This is a genomic window from Bifidobacterium stellenboschense, assembly GCF_000741785.1.
Classification (GTDB): Bacteria; Actinomycetota; Actinomycetes; order Actinomycetales; family Bifidobacteriaceae; genus Bifidobacterium; species Bifidobacterium stellenboschense.
Genome location: NZ_JGZP01000021.1, coordinates 19,826 through 43,346 on the forward strand (window position 1 = coordinate 19,826; position 23,521 = coordinate 43,346).

The 23,521-nt window shown below is 65.2% G+C and carries 21 protein-coding genes; 9 read left to right on the forward strand and 12 right to left on the reverse strand.

Annotated elements, in window-relative coordinates; genetic code table 11:
* Positions 1-166: 166 nt before the first annotated feature.
* The 4 genes from BSTEL_RS11565 to BSTEL_RS12380 all read left to right on the forward strand — a co-directional run bounded on the left by BSTEL_RS11565 (position 167) and on the right by BSTEL_RS12380 (position 2,602).
* A complete protein-coding gene (locus tag BSTEL_RS11565; RefSeq protein WP_051923050.1) occupies positions 167-1,228 on the forward strand; it encodes a VG15 protein in 1,062 nt (353 codons plus the stop codon).
* A gap of 1 nt (position 1,229) precedes the next feature.
* Entirely contained in the window at positions 1,230-1,466 is a 237-nt protein-coding gene (locus BSTEL_RS09510) for a hypothetical protein (protein ID WP_034529962.1), read from the forward strand.
* Between the two features lie 94 nt (positions 1,467-1,560).
* Positions 1,561-1,842: a hypothetical protein gene (locus BSTEL_RS09515; RefSeq protein ID WP_034529963.1), complete on the forward strand. Its 282-nt coding sequence runs from the start codon at positions 1,561-1,563 to the stop codon at positions 1,840-1,842.
* Positions 1,843-2,434: 592 nt separating this feature from the next.
* A complete protein-coding gene (locus tag BSTEL_RS12380; protein ID WP_238567691.1) occupies positions 2,435-2,602 on the forward strand; it encodes a hypothetical protein in 168 nt (55 codons plus the stop codon).
* A 188-nt stretch (positions 2,603-2,790) separates the two neighbouring features.
* Here BSTEL_RS12380 and BSTEL_RS12920 read toward each other — a convergent pair whose 3' ends face one another.
* Positions 2,791-2,925, reverse strand: coding sequence for a hypothetical protein (locus BSTEL_RS12920; protein WP_274518546.1), 135 nt, complete (start codon positions 2,923-2,925; stop codon positions 2,791-2,793).
* Between the two features lie 293 nt (positions 2,926-3,218).
* Between BSTEL_RS12920 and BSTEL_RS09520 the strand changes: the two genes are divergently transcribed.
* Positions 3,219-3,608: a hypothetical protein gene (locus BSTEL_RS09520; protein ID WP_034529964.1), complete on the forward strand. Its 390-nt coding sequence runs from the start codon at positions 3,219-3,221 to the stop codon at positions 3,606-3,608.
* Between the two features lie 28 nt (positions 3,609-3,636).
* Here BSTEL_RS09520 and proC read toward each other — a convergent pair whose 3' ends face one another.
* The 4 genes from proC to BSTEL_RS09540 form a co-directional block, all read right to left on the reverse strand.
* Positions 3,637-4,461: a pyrroline-5-carboxylate reductase gene (gene proC, locus BSTEL_RS09525; RefSeq protein ID WP_084686246.1), complete on the reverse strand. Its 825-nt coding sequence runs from the start codon at positions 4,459-4,461 to the stop codon at positions 3,637-3,639.
* Between the two features lie 100 nt (positions 4,462-4,561).
* Positions 4,562-6,058 (reverse strand): alpha/beta fold hydrolase, encoded by a 1,497-nt coding sequence (locus BSTEL_RS09530; RefSeq protein ID WP_034529965.1) that lies wholly within the window; start codon positions 6,056-6,058, stop codon positions 4,562-4,564.
* A 165-nt stretch (positions 6,059-6,223) separates the two neighbouring features.
* A complete protein-coding gene (locus tag BSTEL_RS09535) occupies positions 6,224-8,104 on the reverse strand; it encodes an SWIM zinc finger family protein (RefSeq protein ID WP_238567692.1) in 1,881 nt (626 codons plus the stop codon).
* Between the two features lie 32 nt (positions 8,105-8,136).
* Positions 8,137-8,775 (reverse strand): plasmid pRiA4b ORF-3 family protein, encoded by a 639-nt coding sequence (locus BSTEL_RS09540; protein WP_034529966.1) that lies wholly within the window; start codon positions 8,773-8,775, stop codon positions 8,137-8,139.
* 557 nt (positions 8,776-9,332) lie between these two features.
* Between BSTEL_RS09540 and BSTEL_RS09545 the strand changes: the two genes are divergently transcribed.
* Positions 9,333-11,810, forward strand: coding sequence for a sensor histidine kinase (locus BSTEL_RS09545; RefSeq protein WP_051923051.1), 2,478 nt, complete (start codon positions 9,333-9,335; stop codon positions 11,808-11,810).
* A gap of 96 nt (positions 11,811-11,906) precedes the next feature.
* Positions 11,907-12,755, forward strand: coding sequence for a response regulator (locus BSTEL_RS09550; protein WP_034529967.1), 849 nt, complete (start codon positions 11,907-11,909; stop codon positions 12,753-12,755).
* Between the two features lie 117 nt (positions 12,756-12,872).
* On the opposite strand, the gene BSTEL_RS09555 is transcribed toward BSTEL_RS09550, so the two are convergent.
* The 3 genes from BSTEL_RS09555 to BSTEL_RS09565 form a co-directional block, all read right to left on the reverse strand.
* Entirely contained in the window at positions 12,873-15,566 is a 2,694-nt protein-coding gene (locus tag BSTEL_RS09555) for an FtsX-like permease family protein (RefSeq protein WP_034530021.1), read from the reverse strand.
* A 31-nt stretch (positions 15,567-15,597) separates the two neighbouring features.
* Positions 15,598-16,470, reverse strand: a complete 873-nt coding sequence (locus tag BSTEL_RS09560; RefSeq protein WP_084686247.1) for an ABC transporter ATP-binding protein — start codon at positions 16,468-16,470, stop codon at positions 15,598-15,600.
* Between the two features lie 358 nt (positions 16,471-16,828).
* A complete protein-coding gene (locus tag BSTEL_RS09565; RefSeq protein ID WP_034529968.1) occupies positions 16,829-18,145 on the reverse strand; it encodes an O-acetylhomoserine aminocarboxypropyltransferase/cysteine synthase family protein in 1,317 nt (438 codons plus the stop codon).
* 356 nt (positions 18,146-18,501) lie between these two features.
* On the opposite strand from BSTEL_RS09565, the gene BSTEL_RS09570 reads away from it, so the two are divergent.
* Complete coding sequence (locus tag BSTEL_RS09570; protein WP_034529969.1) at positions 18,502-19,374, forward strand: pyridoxamine kinase; 873 nt, start codon at positions 18,502-18,504, stop codon at positions 19,372-19,374.
* A gap of 117 nt (positions 19,375-19,491) precedes the next feature.
* Here BSTEL_RS09570 and BSTEL_RS09575 read toward each other — a convergent pair whose 3' ends face one another.
* The 4 genes from BSTEL_RS09575 to BSTEL_RS09590 form a co-directional block, all read right to left on the reverse strand.
* A complete protein-coding gene (locus tag BSTEL_RS09575) occupies positions 19,492-20,235 on the reverse strand; it encodes a hypothetical protein (RefSeq protein ID WP_034529970.1) in 744 nt (247 codons plus the stop codon).
* A gap of 106 nt (positions 20,236-20,341) precedes the next feature.
* Positions 20,342-20,893, reverse strand: a complete 552-nt coding sequence (locus BSTEL_RS09580) for a hypothetical protein (protein WP_156963267.1) — start codon at positions 20,891-20,893, stop codon at positions 20,342-20,344.
* The gene (locus tag BSTEL_RS09585; RefSeq protein WP_034529972.1) at positions 20,890-22,221 is read right to left on the reverse strand and encodes a sensor histidine kinase; all 1,332 of its coding nucleotides are present in this window, start codon (positions 22,219-22,221) and stop codon (positions 20,890-20,892) included. Before BSTEL_RS09585 ends, BSTEL_RS09580 begins: the two co-directional genes overlap by 4 nt.
* Positions 22,218-22,925 carry a response regulator transcription factor gene (locus BSTEL_RS09590; protein ID WP_034529973.1) on the reverse strand — a complete coding sequence of 236 codons (708 nt, stop codon included), beginning with the start codon at positions 22,923-22,925 and terminating at the stop codon, positions 22,218-22,220. The genes BSTEL_RS09585 and BSTEL_RS09590 overlap by 4 nt, the downstream gene beginning before the upstream one ends.
* 213 nt (positions 22,926-23,138) lie before the next feature.
* Here BSTEL_RS09590 and BSTEL_RS09595 point away from each other — a divergent pair, with 213 nt between their 5' ends.
* Positions 23,139-23,480 carry an MGMT family protein gene (locus BSTEL_RS09595; protein WP_034529974.1) on the forward strand — a complete coding sequence of 114 codons (342 nt, stop codon included), beginning with the start codon at positions 23,139-23,141 and terminating at the stop codon, positions 23,478-23,480.
* Positions 23,481-23,521 lie beyond the last annotated feature (41 nt).

Here is a 23,521-nt window from a genome sequence, read left to right on the forward strand (position 1 = left end):
AAAACCTATAAGATAGGATACGCAGTAAGTCAATACACGACTTCAAGAATATAGACTCCATAGGATTGTGTGACGCCGCACTCTATGCGATGTTGTCGTCGAATATTGTTCGCGGAAATGCAACTAGGCCGCATACCGCGCCCGCAAAACGGGCGGGAGGGTTCCGATGGCCAGGCCGAAGGCCATGCATCGGCTCCCGCCGCTGCCGGACGACAAGCGCCGGGAACTGGAGGCGACGCTGGGACGACTGACCAAGGGGTATCAGGATGATCTCGAGGCGCTCGCCGACGCGGCCTCCGCCCGCTACACCATGGAATACAACCTCTCCCACGATCCGACCGGCCCACGCTGGGCGCGAGTCACCGGAGGCGCGAGACCATGCGCGTTCTGCGTCATGCTCGCCGGACGCGGCTTCGTCTACCACAGTGAGGAGACCGCCAAGCTCGGCGGCTCGTTCCACGACGGACACTGCCATTGCACGGCGATCCCCGGATGGAAGGACGACGTGCTCACCCCGTCGCAGCGCGAGTCCAAAGCCATGTACGAGGCGGGCAAGGCCGCGGCCGGCGAGGACGCGCCACGCAACGCCGAACTCGCCGCCATGCGCCGCATCTACCCCGACAAGCTCAGCGACGGCGTCACCCCGACCCCGAACATCCGCTGGAGCCACAAGCCCATCCCCCCGACCGCCGACGAGTTGGAAAGGCTCTCGGACATGAGCATCACCAAACCCGGAGACCGGTACACGCCGGCAAGAAAGAAGGACGCGCTCGTCCACTGGTCCGGCGACGACTACACGCAGATCAACGGCCATCTGTTCGGCTTCCTCGACGAAACGCCGGAAATCCGCTCATGGATTGACCGCATCGACGAGGCCATGCACGACCACGAGACCCGACGCGTGTTCACCGTCGACCGCCTCATGCGAATCGACTTCTTCAAAATCAATTCCGTCGACGACCTCGTGAACGTCAAACGTGGTGATATATTCCCCCACGCCGGATATGCCGCGGGCACCACCAACATAGGCGGTGTGGCAGCCGGCGACGGCGACCGCATCGCCACCCGGATCCTTGTCCCGCCCGGCAGCCACGGCGTATACTTGGAACCGTTCACACAGCATCCGGGCGAGAACGAGGTCCTTCTGCCAAGAGACATGAAGTTCATGGTCGACGGTCTCGGCACGCTCCCGGATGGCTCGCCGCTGGTCTATCTAAGGATGGTGTGACATGCCGATCGCCCCCGACAGGTTGGACAAGTTCACGTTCCAAGGGGAATTCCATCCCATCACCGACCCGGAAGAAATTGCCGCCATCCATAAGAAAATCGGTTTTGTCCCACCGTCCGACGAGGAATGGGCATGGGTATCGGCCCAGTGGAAGAAACGCTGGCGCAACGAACCGGGCTTGTCCACGGACAAGCTGCAGGAAGAGTATGCGCGTAAGAAGGCCCTCGGACAGCTCTGATTTGGCCCTATAGCCATTTTTCATGTTCATAACCACCCGCACGGGTGGTTTTTTTATGCCCGCAACGGGCCCCAACCCCAAAAGGAGAACACCCATGTTCAACACGAGCCTGCCCTGGTATCTGCGCATGCCGAACCGCCTTCGAACAGTCGCCCCCGGCACGGACGCGGGCGGCACCGGCGGCGAGAACGGCGGACAGTCCGGAACGGACGACACCGACGACGGCACCGACTGGAAGGCCAAGTTCGAAGCGGAACGCGCCCACTCCCGCAAGTGGGAGCAACACGAAAGAAGCGGCCCAGACACCGGTGACATAACCCCGGTAGGAATCCGCTCCATTCAAAGAATATCACGATTCCCCGTTTCAGTGGGGTGAACATAGCTTTGCGGTGCTTGATGTGATTTAAGCCGGAATCAATGACTATCCGGCCAGCCAGTCTCGGCGATATGCACCATCTGCATTCTAGGGCGAGGCATGCTCCCGGATATTATGGTTCAAAGGACAGACCATATGCTCAGGTTTCGGAAGCCTTCGCCGAAATGCTGACAGCTCAGATTGCCGACGAGGAATCATGGACGTTGATTCAACGTTATTGCACCATTTCGGCAAACCTGTTTCCCAAAATGATTAAGGACGCGCACTGATGGTGGACAACAACAGCTCGGGAATCAAGCTTTCATCACTCACCGACAAGCAACTGGCCGACCTATATTACGATACATTCGGGACATGGTACCCCCCTTTACCCCAGACGCATTCCCCGTGTTCTTCAAATATGGCGGAATCGACTGCGACCCGCATTTTCGGGATAAGGCAATAACCGCCATCGCGACAAAGACCTCATTACCGGAAATCCCATTCAAGGATGATCCGTCGGTACTTTACTGACCTTTTCTGTTCTCAACCACACGCACGGGTGGTTTTTATGCCTGAAACGGGCCCATATCAGCATCCATAGGCGGAACACATGCCGAGGAAGCCACCGACACCACCATCCCACAGCAGGACGCGGGCGAGCCGCACGGGCGAAGCCACGCCCACGGACTGGGAAGCCAAATACCGCGAAGCCGTATCCCGCTCGCGCGAGTGGGAGAAACGCGCCAAGGACAACAAAGCCGCGGCCGACGAGCTGTAACAGCTCAAGGAATCGCAGAAGGCCGAAGCCAAAACCGCGAAACTCCAGAAGGAACTCGACTAACTCAAGACCGAGAAGCAAACCGCTGAAGGGCGCACGTTAGAGCCATCAACGCCTAATCCCCACCTGTACGGCCGATTCTATGCCTGTAACGGGAAACGCCGACGCAATCCGCCGATGCCTGACTCTCACCTCGACACCATGCGGGATATCAGTGCGACGGTTCCGAGAGTGACGATGATGATTGCCGTCGCGGCCGCGAAGCTGCCGGTCATCGCGGATTCATAGGCGCGGGAGGCCACCTGCCTCATCTGGTCGCCCATAGTCCCCACGGATCCGGCCGCCTGCCGGAAATCCAACGTCACGGAACCGGCGGACCGCAGGCCCAGTCCGACGGACCATGCGAGATCACGGAACCTCTCAGTCCGAGTTCCATCAGCGGGTTGCGGGATGCACGATTATGCAGCACGAACCCCGTTATCGGCATGATGCCGGCCGTCATCGGAATCCGGACGTCCACAGCCAAGACACCGTGCTGAACATCAGGCACGGGCCGCGGCCGGCAGGTAACGCATCGACGGGCATCCGGCGAGTCACGCGACTACAGTGGAACGGTATGGCGGATACGGTACGTGTGATCTTCGAATTCCCCGATGAGGAGGCGGCGCATGCGTGGCTCGACGCGCTCGCGCTGCTCGGATCGGGGACGCCGACTCCCCTGATCGACGGCGCCACCGTGACGGGCACGAAACGCAACGGCCCGCAGCTGGCCAAATGGCTGACCGCGAACCCCGGATGGCATCGCGTCGCCACGCCGGCGAACCGTGCCGCGGCGTTGAAGGCCGCGTACAAGATCAACCGGGGCGACCGACGCGGCTTCGAATCGGGAGAGTTCGAGGCGCGCGCCCGGCTGGTCGACGGGGCGTGGATCGTCGAGGCGCGCCTCATCCCGAAACGGCGCAGGGCGGCGACGCCCGAAGGCATGTCGCCGCTGTTCGGGGAATGACCAATCGGGGAACGGTCCGGCCGCTCCCCTACGCCATGATCGCGTCAACGCCGTCGATGACGGCGCCGCGGAACCCGTCCTTCTCCAGCTTCGCGACGCCGCGGATCGTGGTGCCGCCGGGTGAGCAGACCGCGTCCTTCATCACGCCCGGATGGTCGCCGGTGGCCATGTAGAGCGCTCCCACGCCTTCGACCATCTTCGCGGCGAGCCGGTAGGCGGTGGCGCGTTGCAGACCGTAGGTGACGCCGGCGTCGCCGAGCGCCTCGATGTACATGTCGGTGAACGCGGGAGCGCAACCGGCGATGACCATCGCGATGGTCATATGCGCGGTGTCGACGCGTTCGATGAGGCTGATCGGCGAGAACAGCGCCTCGAACGTCGCCGTCTCATCCTCGGTCAGCGTGTTCGCGGTCTCGGTGACGAGCACGCCCTTGCCGACGGCCATCGGCGTGTTCGGAATCGTGCACTGGACGTGCACGTCCGCGCCGCTCTCGCCATCCGCACTGCCGGCGAACAGGTTCCGGTACTTCTCCAGATCCCAGCCGGCGGCGATGGACACGACGATTCTGCCGGGCTTGGCGAGCTCCCCGGCGAGCGGTCCCACGACCTCCTCGATCTGGTACGGCTTGACCGCGACGACGACCACGTCGGCCGCGACGGCGACCTCGAGCGCGTTGTGCAACGGGCGCGCACCCAACTCCGCCGTGGTCCGCTCCAGCTTGTCCCAGTGGGCGGCGCAGGCGACGATCTGACCGCCGCGCACGACGCCCGCGTCGACGAGCCCCCGCGCGATGGCCTGTGCCATGTTGCCGTAGCCGATGAATCCGATGGTGATGTCGTTCAGATCGGTCATATCCGTCCGTGTCCTTTCCGTAAGTACCGCGCCATGGATGCCGTGCCGCAGGTATCATGCCGCATGCACGCCATCATAGCGCCGTCGATGTTTCGGGAGATCAGAACAACTCCTTGAGGTCTCCCCTGTCCAGCGCCTCGTTCCACAGGCGGCGGAACACGACCGGGCCGTGCAGACCGTCATGCTCGAACTCGTTCGTCGTCCAGTAGTGGCTGTTGCCGACGCGCGACAGCGTGTCGAGCTGGAGTCCTGAATCGACGTACATGTCGTCGAAGTAGACGGCCGCCTGCAGCGGCACCTCGTTGCGGGCGAGCTGCGCCTCGTCGTAGATCACACCGAAGCGCGTGTCCTCCATGAGCACATCCATCGCCGCCTTGAACGGGCGCAGCGCCGCCTCCTGTTCGAACATCCACGGGAACATCGCCTCGCCGGTGAACGTGAGCGGCCGCTCCCCCGCGCCGAATTCCGGCTTCGTGTCGCGTACGCGCTGCGCCGCCCAACGGATCGGCCGCTCCAATTCGCCGTTCGCGTAGATGAACTCCTGCAGCGGCCAGTAGAGCGGGCGCGACGAGGTGGCGTTCATCACCTTGGTGAGGAATTCGTCGGACAGCGTCTCGTCGCCGCCCGCCGACGTGGAGCCGTCGCCGTCGGCGAACGCGTCGTCGAGGATCCAGTGGACGCGTTCGAAGCTCGGCTTCATGCCGAAATCGGAGCCGAGGCATTGCAGCCGTTCGACGGTCAGCGGGTCGCCGTTGGGCAGCAGCGGGAACCCATGCGCGGCCATGCCGGCGATCATGCCGAGCCGTTGCCCGAGTCCGTCGGCCGCCATCGTCTCCGGCACGCTGTCGGCGAGATGCGTGGTGAAGCCCTTCACGTCGGCGACGGTGGGCAGCATGTCGGCGAGCGCGGCGACGCGTTCGCGGTCCTGCGGGTAGCGTTCGTAGAATTGCTGGGTTTTGCGCGCCATGCGCGGGAACGTGTGTTCGTAGACTTCGGTGGCGTCGGCGGGCACGTGCGGGATGCCGCCGGTGGTGAAGCTCGCGGTCACGCCCTGCGGGTAGAGGGACAGGTAGGTGAGGGTGAGGAATCCGCCGTAGCTCTGTCCCAATGTCACCCATTTGCGTCCGCCGAATGCGGTGCGGCGCAGGTGTTCGAAGTCGCGCACGATGGAGTCGGCGAGGAACTTCTTGAGGTAGTCGGCCTGTTCTCGTGCGATGGCGGTCTCGGCCCCAGCTCCGTCGCCGTCATGCGCGGCGGCGATGCGCGCCATCGTGTGCGTGTCGACGCGGTTGGAGCGCCCGGTGCCGCGCTGGTCGGGCAGGATGACGCGGAAGTGCTTCGTGGCCTCTTCGATCCATCCGTCGCTCGTCGGGTTCAACAGGCGCGGGCAGGCGCCGCCGGGGCCGCCTTGCAGGAAGACGAGCAGCGGCAGATCGTCGTGGATGTGCTCGGGGGTGGTGACGACGCGGTAGAAGAGTCTGATGCTCTCCCCGTCGAAGCCTTTGCCGGGTTCGTGGCCGGCCCAGTCGAGCGGCACGTCGATGGCATGGTCTTCGACGTGCAGTCCGGGCACGTAGTATTCGTTGAGCAGCGTCATGCGCAAGTGTCCTTTCCGATGTCCACCGTACCCGGAATGGCACGGCGGAGTTCCTTCTCTCATTCCACGTGTGCGGGCGGACAACGGTCTGAGAGACGATCCGACGCCATTACCGATTGCTTTCCATATGAGAGGAGGGCGATGAGGGCACCCTCGTGGCACGGTTTATCGTAGCGCTCGTTCAATCTCCTCGCGTAATGCGTAACGACGCGGGTATTTCGCCATGACCTCCTTCGCGAGCTTTTCGGCTCTGTGAAGACCGAATACGTGACGGTATCGTTCTATCCATACCGCGATGCCGCGGTATTCGGTACGGTTGCCTTGACGCAAATCGTGGGTCAGTGGGAGTCTTTCTCGCACGTATGTTTCGGCAAGCTCCTCATGGTCGATGCCGATGACGTACAGCAGCTCGGGGAGCAGATCCGGCCGTAGCGTGACGAGATGCACGGCTTCGTCGGACAGTCCTTCCTCCGAAATAAGTCGTGCCAAGGCACGGCCGCCGAAATCCGCGTCATGGTAACAGCCGAGAATGTTCCGTACACATTGCGGCCAACATCCGTCCCCCACCATCGCCTTCAATAGGGGGATGTAACGTTCATCCGAGGGTGAATCACCGTATGCCACATATCGTTCATACAACCGCCCAATGCCTTCGCGGTCGCCCATGCGCTCGTAGCAGGCTTCAAGCACGGTAAGTTCCCCGTGCGGAAGATCGACGGCGAATCTCCACCGTGCGGCGTTCTCCCGGACCTTGTCGTCCGTGATTGTCTTTTCGATGAGGGCGGCGAGGTCGGCGTACCGTTCATCCAGAAACATGTAGGCGAACAGTATGCTGCGGCATACCGGGGCATCGATATTGTCATGCAACAGGGAATCGGCTTGCTTCCCCTCCCCGCGATACAGCAGGTAGTCGTAGCGAACCTTGGCTACAAGCTCTCGAAACCCGTTCCACGTGTCGGATGATGCGACGACTCCCTCATGCGGTCCACGATGGGGAACCACCCGCTTCTCCATGCCGTCAAGGAAGCGCGCCGCCTCCGCGGCATGTCCTTCAGCGGCATCGTCATGCCGACGTGGCGCGTCGCCCGCCGTGTCCCCACGTGGAAGCCCTCTGCCATGTATGTCCGCGAACGGGATGACGCACGCCAATGGCGGAGCCTTCCAATAGGACATCTCATCCATCGGAATATCATCGATCAGCATCCCTATCTCGTCGAGCATACGTTTCTCCTGTTCGATGGAAACCCGTGGCGCAACGACGTAGCAATAAGCGAGAAGACGGTCACAAAGCCGATCGACATACTCCTGCAGGACGCCGTCCTCGTCATCGTCGATCTGCCTGCCGAACCACCAGGTCTTCCGCAGCGCCGCGCACATGTGCGCCACCGCCCGTGGATAATCGGTTGATCGTTCGGCCTCCTCAAAAACGTCCATGACCCCATTGAGAGCCGAATCACCCCATTCGAATCGCCACCCGTAATCGCCGTCAAGGTGACGGCGTATGGGTGCTTCCATCACCCTCTTCATGGTTTCGTCAGGCATCAATGCGTCATTGGTGGAAGCGAAATCAGGATTCGCCTGGACGATAGCGGAAATCTCAGTCTGATCCCACACGAGATAGACACGCCGCCCCCGACTCCAAGCATCTCCCTCTGCTAGGCCGAGAACCTTGCGCATATGCCCCTGCACCCGATCGAACACCCGTTCGCAACGCGTCGTGACCCGCTTCGCAGGCCCCGCATGAACAGCCTTCCCCTGCCCGCCGCAATCACGCAATTTCAACAGGACCGCGCCGACATGCTTGCAATATCCGTCGTAATCGTATGGACAAGTGCATGAGGCGAACACGATACCGTCGTCACGCAGCCTGATGTCGACGTCATAGCGTTCGGCACCATCCACTTCGGCATGGAACAGTCCGGCGGAGACTTCCTCCAATAGATGGATGCGTCGTTCATCCACATAGTCGTAGGCATATTCGAGACTACGCGACGTCATCTCGTTTTCGAATGTCCCCAACGGAACAATCAACGTGCTCTCCTTCACAAATCGAGTCTCATTACCGACCATCCACTGAATCACAGCATCATGTCGCGATGCCTACGCCAATGGAACAGGCGTTCACGTTGCTTGTCGAGCGCGAATCTGTCCCACCTCTGCTCTCTGGCCCAAGCGGCCATGTCGGCGAATTCGTCGGTATCCGGATCGGCTATGACCGTCATGAACCGTTCGTATCCGGGGATTCCTCCGACATCCTCGGGAGGGGCGTCTCCCGCACCGTTCCATAGTTGCGGATCGTTGATTCTCGTACCGCGATAGGTTCGCACCAGTTTGACGTCGTGAATCCAATAATCGCCGTAATCGTAGTAGTAGCGTGCCGTCCGCGTCTTCGGAAACGCGTCTCCCAATTCCGTTTCCCTGGATACCAACAGTTCGGGGAACGGCTCCACAGGCATGAAACGCTCATACCTGCCTTCACGATATACGGGATCCTCTCCCCAAGGGTCCGGCTCCCCCATCTGGACTTGTCTACCGCCCGGAAGCGTCGCACAGAAGCAGAACAGGTGAGCCCCATACCACATGAAGCACTCCTGCAATACCACGTGGAAATCGAAGAACGTCATCGAGGCGGGGACAAGCACCTCACGCCAACATTCACACCCATCAAGACGCAATGAAACCCGGAATCTGAAGGCGGTGGAATCATTCGAGACCATGACGGCTCCTCGTCGTGTCGGCGGTGTTATCGCAAATGTAGCAGATTAGGCAAGCGGACGGTTCACGCCACGCAATCTCATGTGGCTCTACATCGTTCGTGCATGGTTCGACACCGTTCCTGCATGGTTTCCGGTCGCTTGTGCATGGTTCGGAGCGCAACCTGTATGGTTTGCCGCCATTACTGTAGGATCGGAGCCCCTATCTGCATGGCTCCCTCAGACAGACGGCCTGATTCTCCGATGATGCTCGATGCCGTATCGGCCATTTTCCGCGGGTCCGCGTGATTGTCTCCACCGCCGCGACCGATCTCTTCAGCACCGCACCATGCAGGTTCGACCGAAAAACCTACAGGTTCGTCCTCGAACCGTACACAACCATTGCCAAACCATACAGGTAGTCTCCCGAACCGTACAGGTCCGCTCCTGAACCATGCAGATCGCACCTCGACGACCGTGCATCCCGTGTATTCCGTCGTGCATCTCCTTTCCCGGCTCATCCTCAGGCATGATGGCGAGGGAACCCGCCCCGCGATAGCCTTGGGCGTATGGGTGTTGTGATGGGACGTATCGTAGCGTGGGGCCGCTCGCATGTGCTGGTCGTGGATGCGTTGCTCGCGGCGGCGATGGCGGGGTTCTGCCTGCTGCTGACGGGCGACACCGACCCGGGCACCGTCCCGGAGCTGTTGTTCCCCGCGACCATGCATGCCATGCAGGTATGGTCAATCGCCATACTCGTGCCGGCGGCGATGCGTCGGTGGCGGCCCGAGATGGCCGCATGGCTGTTCGTCGCGCTGTGCGCGGCCCATCTCGTGTTCGGCCCTGCGGTCGCGTACACAGATCTCGTTTCCCTGCTGATGCTGTATTCGGTGTTGCTGCACGGCGATCCGCGCCACGCCCCGCGTTTCATCATCGCCGCGTTCGTAATGGGTGCGGTCGCTTCCCTCGCCTGGTCGCTGGCGTTCAATCTAGGACCGTTGCTCAACGGGGCAGGAGGTCCGGCCGCCTGGCCGCCGACGGCATCGTCCACGCCGACGTGCCGTTCGTCGACCAGCGGCGTGTTCGGCGCGCAATCGGCGAGCTGTGCCGGCAGGATCGCGATTGACGCGGGACTCCTGCTCCTGCTTGTAGCGGCGTGTCTGGCCAGCGTGATCATCATGGCGTTCTGGCAGCGTGCTCGGCTGGCCACGCTCAGGGCCATTCGCGAGCGCAACGAGTCGATCGCCGCACGCGAGGTCGAGGAGACGCGCATCGCACGGCTGGCAGAACGCGCCCGCATCGCCCGCGATATGCACGATGTGGTGGCGCATACCCTATCGACGATCATCGTCCAGTCGGATGGGGGACGGTACGCCGGCGCGCACGATCTCGCCGTGGCGAAACGTACGATGACGACGATTCGCCGCGAGGCGGCGCACGCCCAACGCGACATGCACCGCCTGTTCGACGTGTTCGGCGGACGGGCGGGCACCGGCTACGCGGATATCCCCGACCTGTTCGACGGCCATCCGCCGGTCGTGCGTCACGTGCGCGGCGACGCGCGTCCGGATCGTCTCTCCCCCGATGCGGACACCGCCGTGTTCCGTCTCGTGCAGGAATCGTTGTCCAACGTGCGCAGGCATGCGGGCGACGGCGCCCATGTGACGATGGACGAGACCTGGGGGTCGGATTCGCTGGAGGTGGTCATCCATGACGACGGCGTGGGAGCGTCCTCCGCCGTCGACGGCCATGCGCCCGGATATGGTCTGGTCGGCATGCGCGAGCGCATCGTCGCGACGGGAGGCGGCATCGAGGCCGGACCGTCGCCCGCAGGCGGGTTCACGGTCGCCGCGACGGTTCCGCTGCTGCCTGACCGCCGCTCCTCCCCCGACCGTTCCGGCCGTCCCACCCACGTCGGTTCCGTCGGCTCCGTCGATTCCGCGAGGCCCGACGACGCCGTGCCGGAGATCCTGTCGAAGCTGCACGCCGGCCTGTCGTCGCTGCGCTCCCGCCTGTCCGGCATCGATGTGGGTTCCGATGGCGACGCGTCCGCCGGCGTGGCGCGTGGGTCGCGCATCGGACGGGTGGCGTGGTGGACCGAACGGCATTATCTGCTCATGGACATGCTGGCCGCGGTGCTGCTGACGCTCATGTTCCGCTCTGCGACGTTCAACGATTCGGGACTGGCCTCCGCCACGTTCGCCTCGCTGCCGGCGAGGCGCGCGGTCGCCGTGGCCGTGACGGCCGCCCTGCTCGCGCCGTACGCGTTCCGCCGCCGGTTCCCGGAGTCGGCCGCCCTGGCGATGGCGGTCATGTCCGCCGTGGAGTTGCTGTTCGCCCCCTCGATGCTCGCCGTGAACGTGTTCGCGTTGGCGTCGGTGTATTCGGCGGTGTTGTACGGGCACGACAGGGCCTGGCGCTGGGTGTTGTGTTGCGCGGCGTTCGATTCGTGGCTGTTCGGGGCGCGGTTCGTGGCCGGACGGGCCGGCTATGATTCGCTTGTTCACGCGCTGCTGCGGGGTGATGGCGGCAAGCCGGCCTGGGAGGTGGCGCTCGGCGGGCTGCTGGCCGGCGGCGTGATGTTGTTGTTGTGTTTGGCGTGCATGGCGATGGCCGCGTGGCGTCGTTCGAGCGGCTCCGATGTGTTGGTGCTGCGCCAGCGCGAGGAGGCGCTGCGCGCCGAGGAGGATCGTCGGAAGGTGCTTGCGGCGAGTATGGAACGCGAACGCATCGGCGCCGCCATGCGTTCCGAGGTCGCGGCGACGCTCGACACGGTCATCGACCGCGCCGACGAAGGACTGGCGATGCTCGATGGGAAGCCCGCGCCTTCGCCGGAACGCATCGCCGCATCGTTCGCCGGCATCGGCGCGCAGGGGCGCGAGGCGTTGGCGCACATGCGCGGGCTGCTCGCCGTGCTGCGCGAGACCGGATTCAGCGATGCGACGCACGAACATGCCGAAGCGGATATGCTGCTCACCCCGATGGCGCCGTTGGACGACCAATTGGGCAGGCGTTCGGGCGAACGGGAGAACGGTCGACTCCGGGATGGATGTGACTGATCCAATCGACCCGGGGAGGAATCGGGGACCGAAACAGCCCTCCGTATACCCTCCGACCGCCCGCCGGATTCGGGACACCGGGTAGGGTGGTTCGGTATGAGTGGGAACGACAGGATTCGAGTGGTCATCGCCGACGATCAGGAGCTGGTGAGGGCCGGGTTCGCCATGGTCATCGGCTCGCAGCCGGACATGGACGTGGTCGGGCAGGCCGGCGACGGCGGCCGCGCCGTGGCGTTGGCCGAACGGCTGCACCCAGACGTGGTGCTGATGGACGTGCGCATGCCCGGCATGGACGGCATCGAGGCCACGCGTCGCATCATCAGCACCGACACCAGCACCGACACCGATGATGCCGGCGCCGTGGCGGGTTCCGGCACGTCCGACGCCGGCGACGAGACTCCGCGAGCGCATGCGACGCGCGTAATCATCCTGACGACGTTCGATCTGGACGAATATGTGATGGCGGCGATCAACGCCGGAGCCTCGGGGTTCCTGTTGAAGGATACGGAACCGGAGACGCTGCTCAATTCGATCCGCACCGTGTTCCGCGGGGACGCGGTCATCGCGCCGTCCGCGACGAAACGGCTCATCGAGAGGATGTTCGCTGATGGTCGGGCGTCGGGCCCCGCGACCGGCACCGCCGCGGCCGACCATGCCTCGGCCGGCTCCCAGACGCCCGACGACTCCGACGGGTCCGACGCCTCCAATGGTTCCGACGCCCATGCGCGCCCCGTCTACACCGATCCGGAACTGGAACTGCTCACCGACCGTGAACGCGAGGTGCTGGTGGAGGTCGCCCACGGTCTGAGCAATCAGGAGATCGCCGACAAGCTGTTCATCAGCCTGCCGACCGTGAAGACCCATGTGGCGCATATCCTCGCCAAGATCAACGCGCGTGACCGCGTGCAGGCGGTGGTGTTCGCCTATGACAACCGGCTGGTGTGAGCGATTGGCCGGTGCGGACGAATCGGCGGCATGACGCGCCGGGAAGACGCTACGAGGCGAACGACGAACGGCCGGGCGACCCATAGCTATGGGTCGCCCGGCGGCTCCGGTTTCCCGTCAGGCTTCGGCTAGCGCCTCGACGGGCGGGGTGTTCGCGGCGCGGCGCGCGGGCAGGAGACTGGCAAGAAGGGCGGCGAGCGCCGAGACCGCGAGGACGGCGCCGTTGGTCTTCCATGCGAAGGGCATGGCGACGGTGCCGTAGAGGCTGAACACCATGTAGGAGCCGAGCCATCCGAACAGGGTACCGATCGTTACGCCGGCCACACCGGAGACGAGCGAGAGCAGGAGCGCTTCGACGGCGAGGGACCGGCGCAGTTGGCCGCGGGTCATGCCGATGGCGCGCAGGGTGGCGGATTCGCGGGTGCGTTCGATGACGGACAGGCTGAGCGTGTTGGCCACGCCGATGAGGGCGATGAGCACGGCGACGGCGATGAGACCGACGAGCAGGGCCATCATGGCGTCGATGCTGGTGTCCCACATATTGCGTTCGGCGATGGGGCCGGTGACGTTGGCGTCGGGTGTGGCGTTCAGGGCTTCACGGACTCCGTCGATGATGCCGGCGACGCCGTTGGGGTTGGCGTCCGGGTCGGCGGTCATGAGGAGGATGCGCCCCTGTTCGGGCAGGTCGCCGTCGGCGAAGTGGCTGGCGGTAACGAAGGCGACGGCGTCGTAGACGGAGGAGACGCGCCGGTAGTCGGCCTGGACGACGGTGAGATCGAGTCCGGACACGCCCGCGGTCGCGGCGGGATTGGTGACATCGTTGCCGGCGGCGACGTCCGTGGCGGTGAGATCGGCCGTGTGGGTGCGGCCGAAGTCGATGCCGGCACCGCCGAAGTCCTGCCGGGGCATGAGGATGTCGCGGTCGCTCAGGGTGACGCCGGTCAGGTCGGCGTGCATGACCTTCGCGAGGCTGTCGACGCCGGGGACGCCGACGATGAGGACGTCGAGGCCGTGGCCTTGGTCGTCGGTGACGTGGCGCAGGGCAGTCGGCGCGTCTAGGACGCGTCCGACGCCTTTGACGTGGCGTACCTGCCGGCTCTGTTCCTCGGTCATGCCGGTGCCGGTGGCGATCATGTCGACGCTGTAGCGTGTGGCGAGCGCGTCGGCCATGGTGGTTTTGGCGCTGGCGGCGCCGGTGGCGATGGCGGAGACGAGGGTGATGCCGATGAGGAGGGCGGCGCCGGTGGAGGCGATCCTGCGCGGGTTCTTCTGGATGTTGGCGTGGGCGATGGCGGCGCTGGGGCCGGTCGCAGCGGCGAGCGCGCCGGCGCCGCGCATGAGGGCGGGCATCCAGTGGACGGCGGAGATGATGAGCGCGATGAACGTGAGCGCGCATCCTCCCATGGTGGCGAGCAGGACGGCGGGATAATGGTCGTCGACGAGGGATGCGTGTCCGGTGGCGGACAGGCGCGTCTGCCATGTGCCAAACGCGCATAACGCGATGCCGACGACGAGCATGATGGCGGAGAGGACGGCACGTGCGCGTCCGCGATGTGCGGTTTCGGTCAGTTCGATGGGACGCAGCGCTTCGAGCGGCGTGACCGAGGTGGCGGCGTGTGCGGGGCCCAACGAGGCGATGACGGTCATGAACAGGCCGAAGGCGACGGGTACGGCGATGACGGGCCATGTGACGATGAGGCGCATGGGCGCTCCGGTGGTCTTCATGACGCCGGTGGCGCACAGCAGTGCCATGAGTCCGATGCCGAGCATGACGCCGAGCAGGGAGGCGATGAGGCCGAGGATTCCGGCCTCGCAGAGGACGGACGCGTACAGTTGTCGGCGGTCGGCGCCGATGGCGCGCAGCAGGGCGAGGATGCGGCGGCGCTGGGCGACGAGCACCTGGAACGTGTTGGCGATGACGAGCGCAGCGACGAGCAGGGCGAGTACGCCGAAGCTCATGAGGAACGTGGTGACGACGCTGGTGCCGTTGGCGCTGAGGGATTCCACGGCGAGCCGGTTTGCCTCGTCGCGGTCCACGAGCCGGCTGTACCGGGGCAGGAGACGCCTGATGGCGGCCGTGTCGGCGTGGGCGTCGAGGTCGAGGTAGACGGAGGTGGCGTTGACCTGGTCGAAGTCGGCGACGCCGTTGACATAGGCCATGAGATCATCGGAGAGGATGGAGGCGCCGCCGTCGTACGCGTAGGCGCCGTTGGGGTCGTCGGTCAGACCAGTCACGCGCGCTTCGACGCCGGCGGTGATGTTCCGGTTTCCGCCGGTATCCCCGCTGTCAGTACCTCCGCCGCCGGTGTTCGAGCGGGGCGTGACCCGTACCGTGTCGCCCACATGCAGGCCGAGTTGTCCGGCGACATGTTCGGGCAGGGCGATCCCATGGCCATCGATGGGTCGCTCGCCGTGCGTGACGGTCACGGGCAGCAGGCTCGTCTCACCCGTGTTGATGGCGTAGCCGGTGGCGTGGCGGGTGCCGTGGGACAGTCCGATGGTGGCGGATGTGACGGCGCGTGCGCCTTCGACGCCTTCGACGGCGCGCATGCGGTCGAGATGGTAGTCGGCCACGGTGCGCGAGTACGCCTCGTCGCTCTGCCTGTCGGTGGGATGTTCGGGCAGGTCGGTCAGGACCATCGCATCCGCTCCGGCGTAGATGGCGGTCTGCTGGCGGATGAGGGAGTCGTTCATGGCGTTGCCGAACAGGAACGTGGAGGCGATGAACGCGGTGCCGATGAGCACGGCGATGCCGGCGGGGATGAGCATGCGGGCGGTTGCGCGCATGAGGTTCACGGTGATGCGGAACATGGGTTGTCCTTGCTTGCGTGGGTCGGTTCGGTCAGCGGGCGTGGCGGCGGGAGCCGGCACGGTGCGCGCCGGCGTGGGCGGCGGCATGGGTGCCTCGGATTGTGGAGGGCCGCCGCGGCGGTGCCGGCGGTTCGGTGGCCTCCGATCGCTCTTCGGCGGCAATCGCGGCTTGGCGTTCCGCCATGAGCAGCCGGTTCATGCGGTCGGCGGTGGGGTGGGGTTCGTCGGCGACGATGCGGCCGTCGGCGAACACGATGGCGCGGTCGGCGTATGAGGCGGCGACGGCGTCGTGCGTGACCATGATGATGGTCTGGCCGAGCTCGTCGACGGAACGTCTGAGAAACGCGAGCGTTTCGGCGCTGGACACGGAGTCGAGGTTGCCGGTGGGTTCGTCGGCGAACACGAGGGAGGGTTTGGTGATGAGCGCGCGGGCGATGGCGACGCGCTGCTGCTGGCCTCCGGACAGCTCGTTCGGACGGTGGTCCAGGCGTCGGCCGAGTCCCAGCGTGGTGACGAGCAGGTCGAACCATGCGCGGTCCGGTTTGGCGCCGGCGAGCGTCAACGGCATGAGGATGTTCTGTTCGGCGGTGAACATCGGCAGCAGGTTGAAGCTTTGGAAGATGAAGCCGATGCGGTCGCGGCGCAGCAGGGTGAGCTGCCTGTCGTCCATGCGGGTCAGGTCGCGGCCTTCGAAGATGACGTGGCCGCCGGTCGCCGAGTCGAGTCCGGCGAGCGTGTGCATGAGCGTGGATTTGCCGGAGCCGGACGGTCCCATGATCGCGGTGAACCGTCCTTGTTCGAAGCTCGCGTCCACGCCGCGCAGCGCGTGCACGACGTTGTCGCCTTCGCCGTAGTCCTTGGTCAGTCGGATCGCCCGGATGGCGGAAGTCGCGGTCTCGTCCATGTCGTTGCTCCCATATGTCGGGCCGGGCACCTCGCCCGGCGTATGGGTCTCCACGATATGGGTGTTGTCCCACGCGCCCCATCGTGCGCGGGGATGGTTCCGGCTTGGTGCGCGTCATCCCTGAGGATGATGCGCGGGCAGGGCCGGTGCCCGGACGCACCGTGTCCTGCCCATATCGTCTCGATGCGCGTCGTCGCGCAACGCAAAGGGGCGGTGCACGACGTGGAATCGTCGTACACCGCCCTTGCCGGGTTTGCCGCCCGGGAGCCTTCCCTGAAGAATCACCCACCGTCACATCGCCGCGTCATGACCCGTGGCGACGCCCCTTCATACGGATGGGGGTTCCCTCATGCGCGGCTCACTTGGCGAGACCGGAGGCGCGGACGGCCTCGAAGCCGCCCTTGAGGTCGTCGAGGATGTCCTCGATGTTCTCGGTGCCGATGGACAGGCGGATGGTGCCCTGGTGGATGCCCTGGTCCTCGAGCTCCTCCAGCGTCTCCTGGGAGTGCGTGGTGGAGGCCGGGTGGATGACCAGGGACTTGGCGTCCGCCACGTTGGCGAGCAGGCTGAACAGGTGCAGGTTGTCGATGAAGACGCGCGCCGCGTCCTTGCCGCCCTTGATGTCGAACGTGAAGATGGAGCCGGCGCCCTTCGGGAAGTACTTCTTGTACAGCTCGTGGTCCGGACGGCCCTCGATCGCCGGGTGGGAGACGGACTCGACCTCCGGCACGGTCTGCAGGTACTCGACGACCTTGAGCGCGTTCTCGACGTGGCGCTCGACGCGCAGGGACAGGGTCTCGGTGCCCTGCAGCAGGAGGAACGCGGCGAACGGGCTCAGGGTGGCGCCGGTGTCGCGCAGCAGGATGGCGCGGATGCGGGTCACGAACGCGGCACCGCCGAGCGCCTCGTAGAAGTTCAGGCCGTGGTAGGACGGATCCGGCTCGGTGAGGGTCGGGAACTTGCCCGGGACGGCGTTCCAGTCGAAGTTGCCGCCTTCGACGATCACGCCGCCCAGCGTGGTGCCGTGGCCGCCGATGAACTTGGTGGCGGATTCGACCACGACGTCGGCGCCGTGCTCGAGCGGACGGAACAGGTACGGGGTGGCGAACGTGTTGTCGACGATCACCGGCAGGTTGTGCTTGTGGGCGATCGCGGAGATGGCCTCGAAGTCCGGCAGGTCGGCGTTCGGGTTGCCGAAGGTCTCGAAGTAGACGAGCTTCGTGTTGTCCTGGATGGCGTCCTCGAACTCCTGCGGGTTCTCGGCGAAGACGAAAGTGGTGGTGATGCCGTCGCGCGGCAGGGTGTGGCGCAGCAGGTTGAAGGTGCCGCCGTAGATGTTCTTCGCGGCGACGATGTGGTCGCCGGACTGGGTGATGTTGCGCACCGCGTATTCGACGGCCGCGGCGCCGGAGGCGACCGCCAGGCCGGCGGTGCCGCCTTCGAGGGCGGCGATGCGGTCCTCGAACACGCCCTGCGTGGAGTTGGTCAGACGACCGTAGATGTTGCCCGGGTCGGCGAGGCCGAAGCGGGCCTCCGCGTGGTCGAAGTTGTGGAAGACGTAGGAGGTGGTCGCGTAGATCGGCACCGCGCGGGAGTCGGTGGCCGGGTCGGCCTGCTCCTGACCCACGTGCAGCTGCAGCGTCTCGAAACGGTAGTTCTTGTTCTTCTCGGCCATGATGTCGTGCTCCTTGTCGGTTGGTCGCGAGGTCTTGTTTCTTCGTCACCCGCCGGCCGTGTTCGGCGGTTGGCGAGGTGTTGGTTATGAAGGTACGACCCGTCCCCCGCGCGCCGCAAGCCCGACGTTATCGGGGTTGCCTATAGGGGCTTATCATCCGTTGGCATCATTGGCGTCGCGGGGTGTCGCGATCGCCGGATTCATCGCCGCGAACCGTGCGACACGCCGTGACGACCGTCACGCGGGGTCGGGTGTCGTCCACCCGCAATGTGGATGGCGCCCGCTCCCCCGCCGCCGACGCGACTACGCTCGTCGATGCTGCAAGTTTTTTCGTCCGATTGTCGATTGGAGTTCCCATGACCGACGTCACCCTGTATGACCGCGACCCCCTGTATATCCCGCGCGTGGCCGCCGTGCACGACATGTGCGGCTACGGCAAGTGCTCGCTGACCGCCGCCATCCCGATCCTGTCCGCCGCCGGCTGCGACGTGTGCCCGGTGCCGACCGCGCTGTTCTCCGCGCACACGCGCTACGAGGTGTTCACCTTCCATGACACGACGGAGATCCTGCCCGGCTACCTCGACGCGTGGCGCAAGGAGAACGTGGACCTGGACGGCGTGTACTCCGGCTTCCTCGGCTCCGCCGAGCAGGTGGCGCTGATCCAGCGCCTGTACCGCGAATACCCGAAGGCGCTGCGTCTGGTCGACCCGGTGATGGGCGACGCGGGCCAGATGTACCCGACGTACACGCCGGAGCTGTGCGAGGCGATGGGCGCGCTGGCGGACGGCGCGGACGTGCTCATGCCGAACCTGACGGAGGCGTCGATCCTCACGAAGCGCGACTATCCGGGCCAGGATCTGGATGACGCGGCCGTCACCGACCTGCTGGACGCGCTGCTGAAGCTCGGTGCGAAGAACGTGGTGCTGAAGGGCATCGACCATGGCGACGGCAGGATCGTCAACTACGTGGCGAGCGCCTCCACCGGCGCGGAGAACAAGATCGAGCTCGCGCACGAGAAGCTGCCGTACATGATCCACGGCACGGGCGACGCGTTCGCCTCCGCCCTGTGCGGCGCGGTGCTGGCAGGCCGCGGTCTCGCCGAGTCGGCGAGGATCGCCGGCGAGTTCGTGCGCCATGCGATGGAGAGCACCCGCCACCAGCCGAACTTCGAGGAGCGCGGCGTGAGCTTCGAGCTGAACCTCGGCGAGCTCACCGGTCTGGTGAAGTGACCGGATGGAGTGGACGGCGACCGGCTTTCCGCCATGGAAGCCGGTCGCCGTCCACTCCGCCCCTGACGGTTCCTGAAGGGTCGGCGCTTGTCCCCTCGTCTTCGTCCGATGCCACCGTCATTGATGCAGCGGGTCTTGCTGGCAGGCCCAGAATTGCTGGCCCTGCACTGAATTCTGGTCGTATTTGTAGTTCGGATTGGGTTGGCCGTCGAACGTGGTGCTCATGTATTCGCCGAAGAACTCGTGCCAACGTTTGAGATTGGCTTCGGACCGGCTCTGGTCGGTGAGACCTACCGTGCTCAACGTACTCATGTATTCGTTCTCGCTGATGGGGCTCGGAAGCAGGTCATGCTTGACGAAGCATTGATAGACCTTGCGCTCGAAGGCGACCTGGTCGATATGGTCGGGATTGCTCTGTATGTCGGCATACAGGCTGGAGATGTTGCCCGCACCGGTTTCGGCATGGCATTGGTCCATGACCTTGAGCTGTTCGTCGTCGGACATCGACCCACGGAATTGGATCATGGATTCTCCTTGTTCCACGCTCCAGGTGGCCTGCAGTCCGTATGGTTCAAGGCACTTGTTGTAGGAGTCGTAGGCCTCCTGCACTTCGGCTTGCGTGATCTTGCCGTCCTTGAGGATACCGCGTGCCAGGTCGGTGGGAGCCTTCTTGTACTCCTGCGTGAATTCGGCGGCATATGGCCCAGAGAAGGTGGGCTCGCCGTTCGCGGCGCGTGACTCGATGGTGCTTCCGCCGATGCTCGACGGCGAACCGCAAGCCGCGCAGGACGCAAACAGAGCTGCGGATACCAGCAGTGCAAGCGCATGACGGACATCGTGTCGCATGCGCTTCTCGTCCATTCCCCGACCGACCATGATGACCTCCCTGCTCGATGATGACCTCCTCGTTCGTTTCCAGCATAGGTATGGAAGCCCGGAAACCATCACATTGCCGTAGTCCACGCGGTTACGCGCCGGCCAACGGCGCCAGCCACCGGTAATCGGATTCGGTGCGGCATTGGTCGATGACGGCCGATCGCCGCAGGCCGTCCATCGAACCCCGGACCGGTACGACGCTCTCGCCGATGGGTTCGCCGTCGCCGTCCGTGATCGTCTTGGCCTGCATTCCGTAGACGGACAGGCACGCGTTGTAGGCCTTGCGCACTTCGGCGAGTTCGTCCGGCGTCACCACGCCGTCTTCGAGTATGCTTCGCCCGAGTTCGGTGTGCAGGTTGTTCCATGCGTCCAACATCTCGTACTTGTGTGGACCGGTGAATTCGGGGTGGTCGCTGCCCGTGGCCAACGTGCGGCTGGCCCCGTCGCGCGCGTCGGCCGCCACGCCGCTCCACGGCTGCGGAAGCGATGCGGCCAGCGGCACGGCTATGGCGATGCATGCGACGAGGAACGTGACGGCCGTCAGCATGCGACGATGCGGACGATCGAGGCCGGCGACGAGGCTGTGAAGCCGTGTCCGATGGGCGCGCCTGCGTGGTCGGTCGTCGCCGTGGGGCCCGGTCATGATGCACGCTCCCGGTGACGTGCCGGACCTGGGCGCGTGGGGATGCGGGCGTACAGTATCCAGTCGCAGTCTTCGGCCGTGGTGTTGAGTTCGCCTCCCATCCCCCGGATGATGCGCCGGTGCAAGGCGAGTCCGCTGCCATGCGGCCTGGGGGCGTCCGGCATGCCGTCACCGGCGTTCCGTGCGGCATCGTTTTGCGGGGCGATCGGATTGGTCTCCATGATCTCGACGGCGTTTTCGCCGAAGGTGATGACGCAGCGGTATTCGCCTGCATCCGGGCTCATGTGCCGGGTGATGTTCGCCGCGATCTCGTCGATGAGGTTGGCTGCGGCCGTCAGCGACTCCGCGGAGCAATCGTCGTCCGTTTCGCCGTGCAGGTCGAACCGGCCATGGAAGCCGAGACGCGCGAGCCTGGCTTCGGCCGCCCGTGCGGCGGTCGATACGTCCTCACGCCGGTGGGAGGCGGTGCGAGGTGTCGGAGGGAGGTCGACGTCCGGCGAAGCGTGACGATCCGGTGCCGCCGGAACCTGCCGCCCATCGCCATCGGAGGATAATGGCCGCTCGAGCAAATCGATGACATGGTGGATCTCGTCGAGCACGGACAGCGCCTGCTCGTTGACGAACCGCCAATCCTCGCGTTCGCCCGCATGCGCCGCGTCGTCGCCGATGCGCCGCAGCTCGCGTTGCGCGGTCAACGCGATGTAGGAAAGCCCGCCGGACGCGGAATCGTGGATGCGCGAGGCGAGCCGCGTGTTGCGCTGCAGCGTGTCGAGCTCCCATTGCCGGCGTTCCAGGGCCACGGCCCGTTCACGCATCTCGTCGCGTTGCCGGCGCCATCGGAACGACATGCCGCCCATCGCGGCGAGCGTGAACATGCCGATGTAGTTGACCATGCCGATCCATGTGGCTGACAGCGCGTTGAACGTGTTCAAGGCGACCGGCACACATTCGGCGATGATCACCGTGAGCAGCGCGCCGACGGCCACGGGGATGGCGCTGTCGTATCCGATGACCGCGAGCGCCAGATACGCGGCCCACAGCGGGTTCGGTCCGGACAGGTCAAGCACGAACAGTCTGGCCACCACGGTCATGATGATGAACCAACCCGAGATCCGCGGAAGGAACGGCGAGAGCACAATGGCGATGACCGAAAGCCCCGAGAACAGGAAGTTCAACGGGTAGACCGGCGGGATCGCCGCCCATTCGATCAGCGTGGTGGCGAGGGTGAACGCGGCGATGGCCAGGCGGAACCAATGCGCGCGCAGCCAATGGAACGGACGGGACGGCACGCCGCCGGAATCCGCGTCCCTTTCCGGCACGGCGTTCATCGTTCGTCCTCCATCGAGCCCGTCCACAGGGCAACGGCCTGGCCGCGTGTGGAGACGCCGAGCTTGTGGATGGCGCGTGTCAGGTAGGTTTTGGCGGTGGAGACGCCCACCTGCATGTCGGCGGCGATCCGGACCGTGTCGAGGCCGCGCGAGCACAGGTTCATGGCTTCGGCCTCCCGGTCCGACAGGAGGAAGCGGCGTGGCATGCGGCTTCCGGCGAGACGAGCGTGCGCGGCGGCGGCCGTCTCGAATGTGGCGTCCGTCGCGCCGGACGGCCATGTGCCGCCGGCGGCGAGCGTGCGGATCGCCTCGACGATCGGCGTTTCGACGGCTTTGGGCACGATGCCCTGTGCGCCGGCATCGGCGGCTTTGGACGCGTAGACGGCGAGCGAGAACGAGGTGACGGCGAGGATGGCGACGCGTGCGGTCTTCACGCGGATGGCACGGCAGACGGCGGGGCCGGACAGTTCATCCATGCTCATGTCCGTCAGGAGCACGTTCGGCGCGGTGTCCGGGGAGAGGCAGCGGGCGAGCGCGTCGCGTCCGGATGTGGTCTTCCAGATGACGCGCGCCTCGCCCATGAGTTCGGTGATCGTGCGTTCGAGGAAGGCGAGCGCGAACGGGTCGTTGTCGAGCAGTCCGATGGTGACGATGGGACGTGTGTCGTGCGCGGGTGCGGCGGATGCCCGGTCGTCGGCGTTCATGGTGCTTTCCCCTCCTTGGGTTCCTTCCGGTCGCGCGTCGGTGCGCGGCGTTCCGGCTCCCGTTTTCACGGTAGCACCGGACGCGCCGCGGCAACGGTATTGTCGTCGTCCGTCGGATGACAACCGGTCGTGTTCCGTCGTGTTCCGTCCCGTCGTGCCCCGTCCCTGCGCCGTTCCTCCGGATGCGATGCCACCGGCCGTAGACTGGAGGGCATGGGTTCCTCTTCGTTCAATGAACGCGTGTACGCGGTGGTGCGCCGCATCCCGCGCGGCATGGTCGCCACGTATGGGCAGGTGGCGGCGTTGGCGGGCGCGCCGCGCAACGCGCGCATGGTCGGTTACGCGCTGCACGCCAATCCGGAGCCGGGCGTGATCCCCTGCCATCGCGTCGTGTTCCGCGATGGTTCGCTCGCGCCCGGGTTCGCGTTCGGCGGCCCGGACGAGCAGCGTGTCCTGCTCGAGGATGAAGGCGTCGTGTTCGTCCCGCCGGCGGCGAAGCCGGCGGGAGCACCGGGTTGGCGGGTCGATCTCGATCATTGCCAGTGGCGGGAGTAGACGCCGGAGACGGGTCGTCCGACATCGTCTGCGGTCTTTCC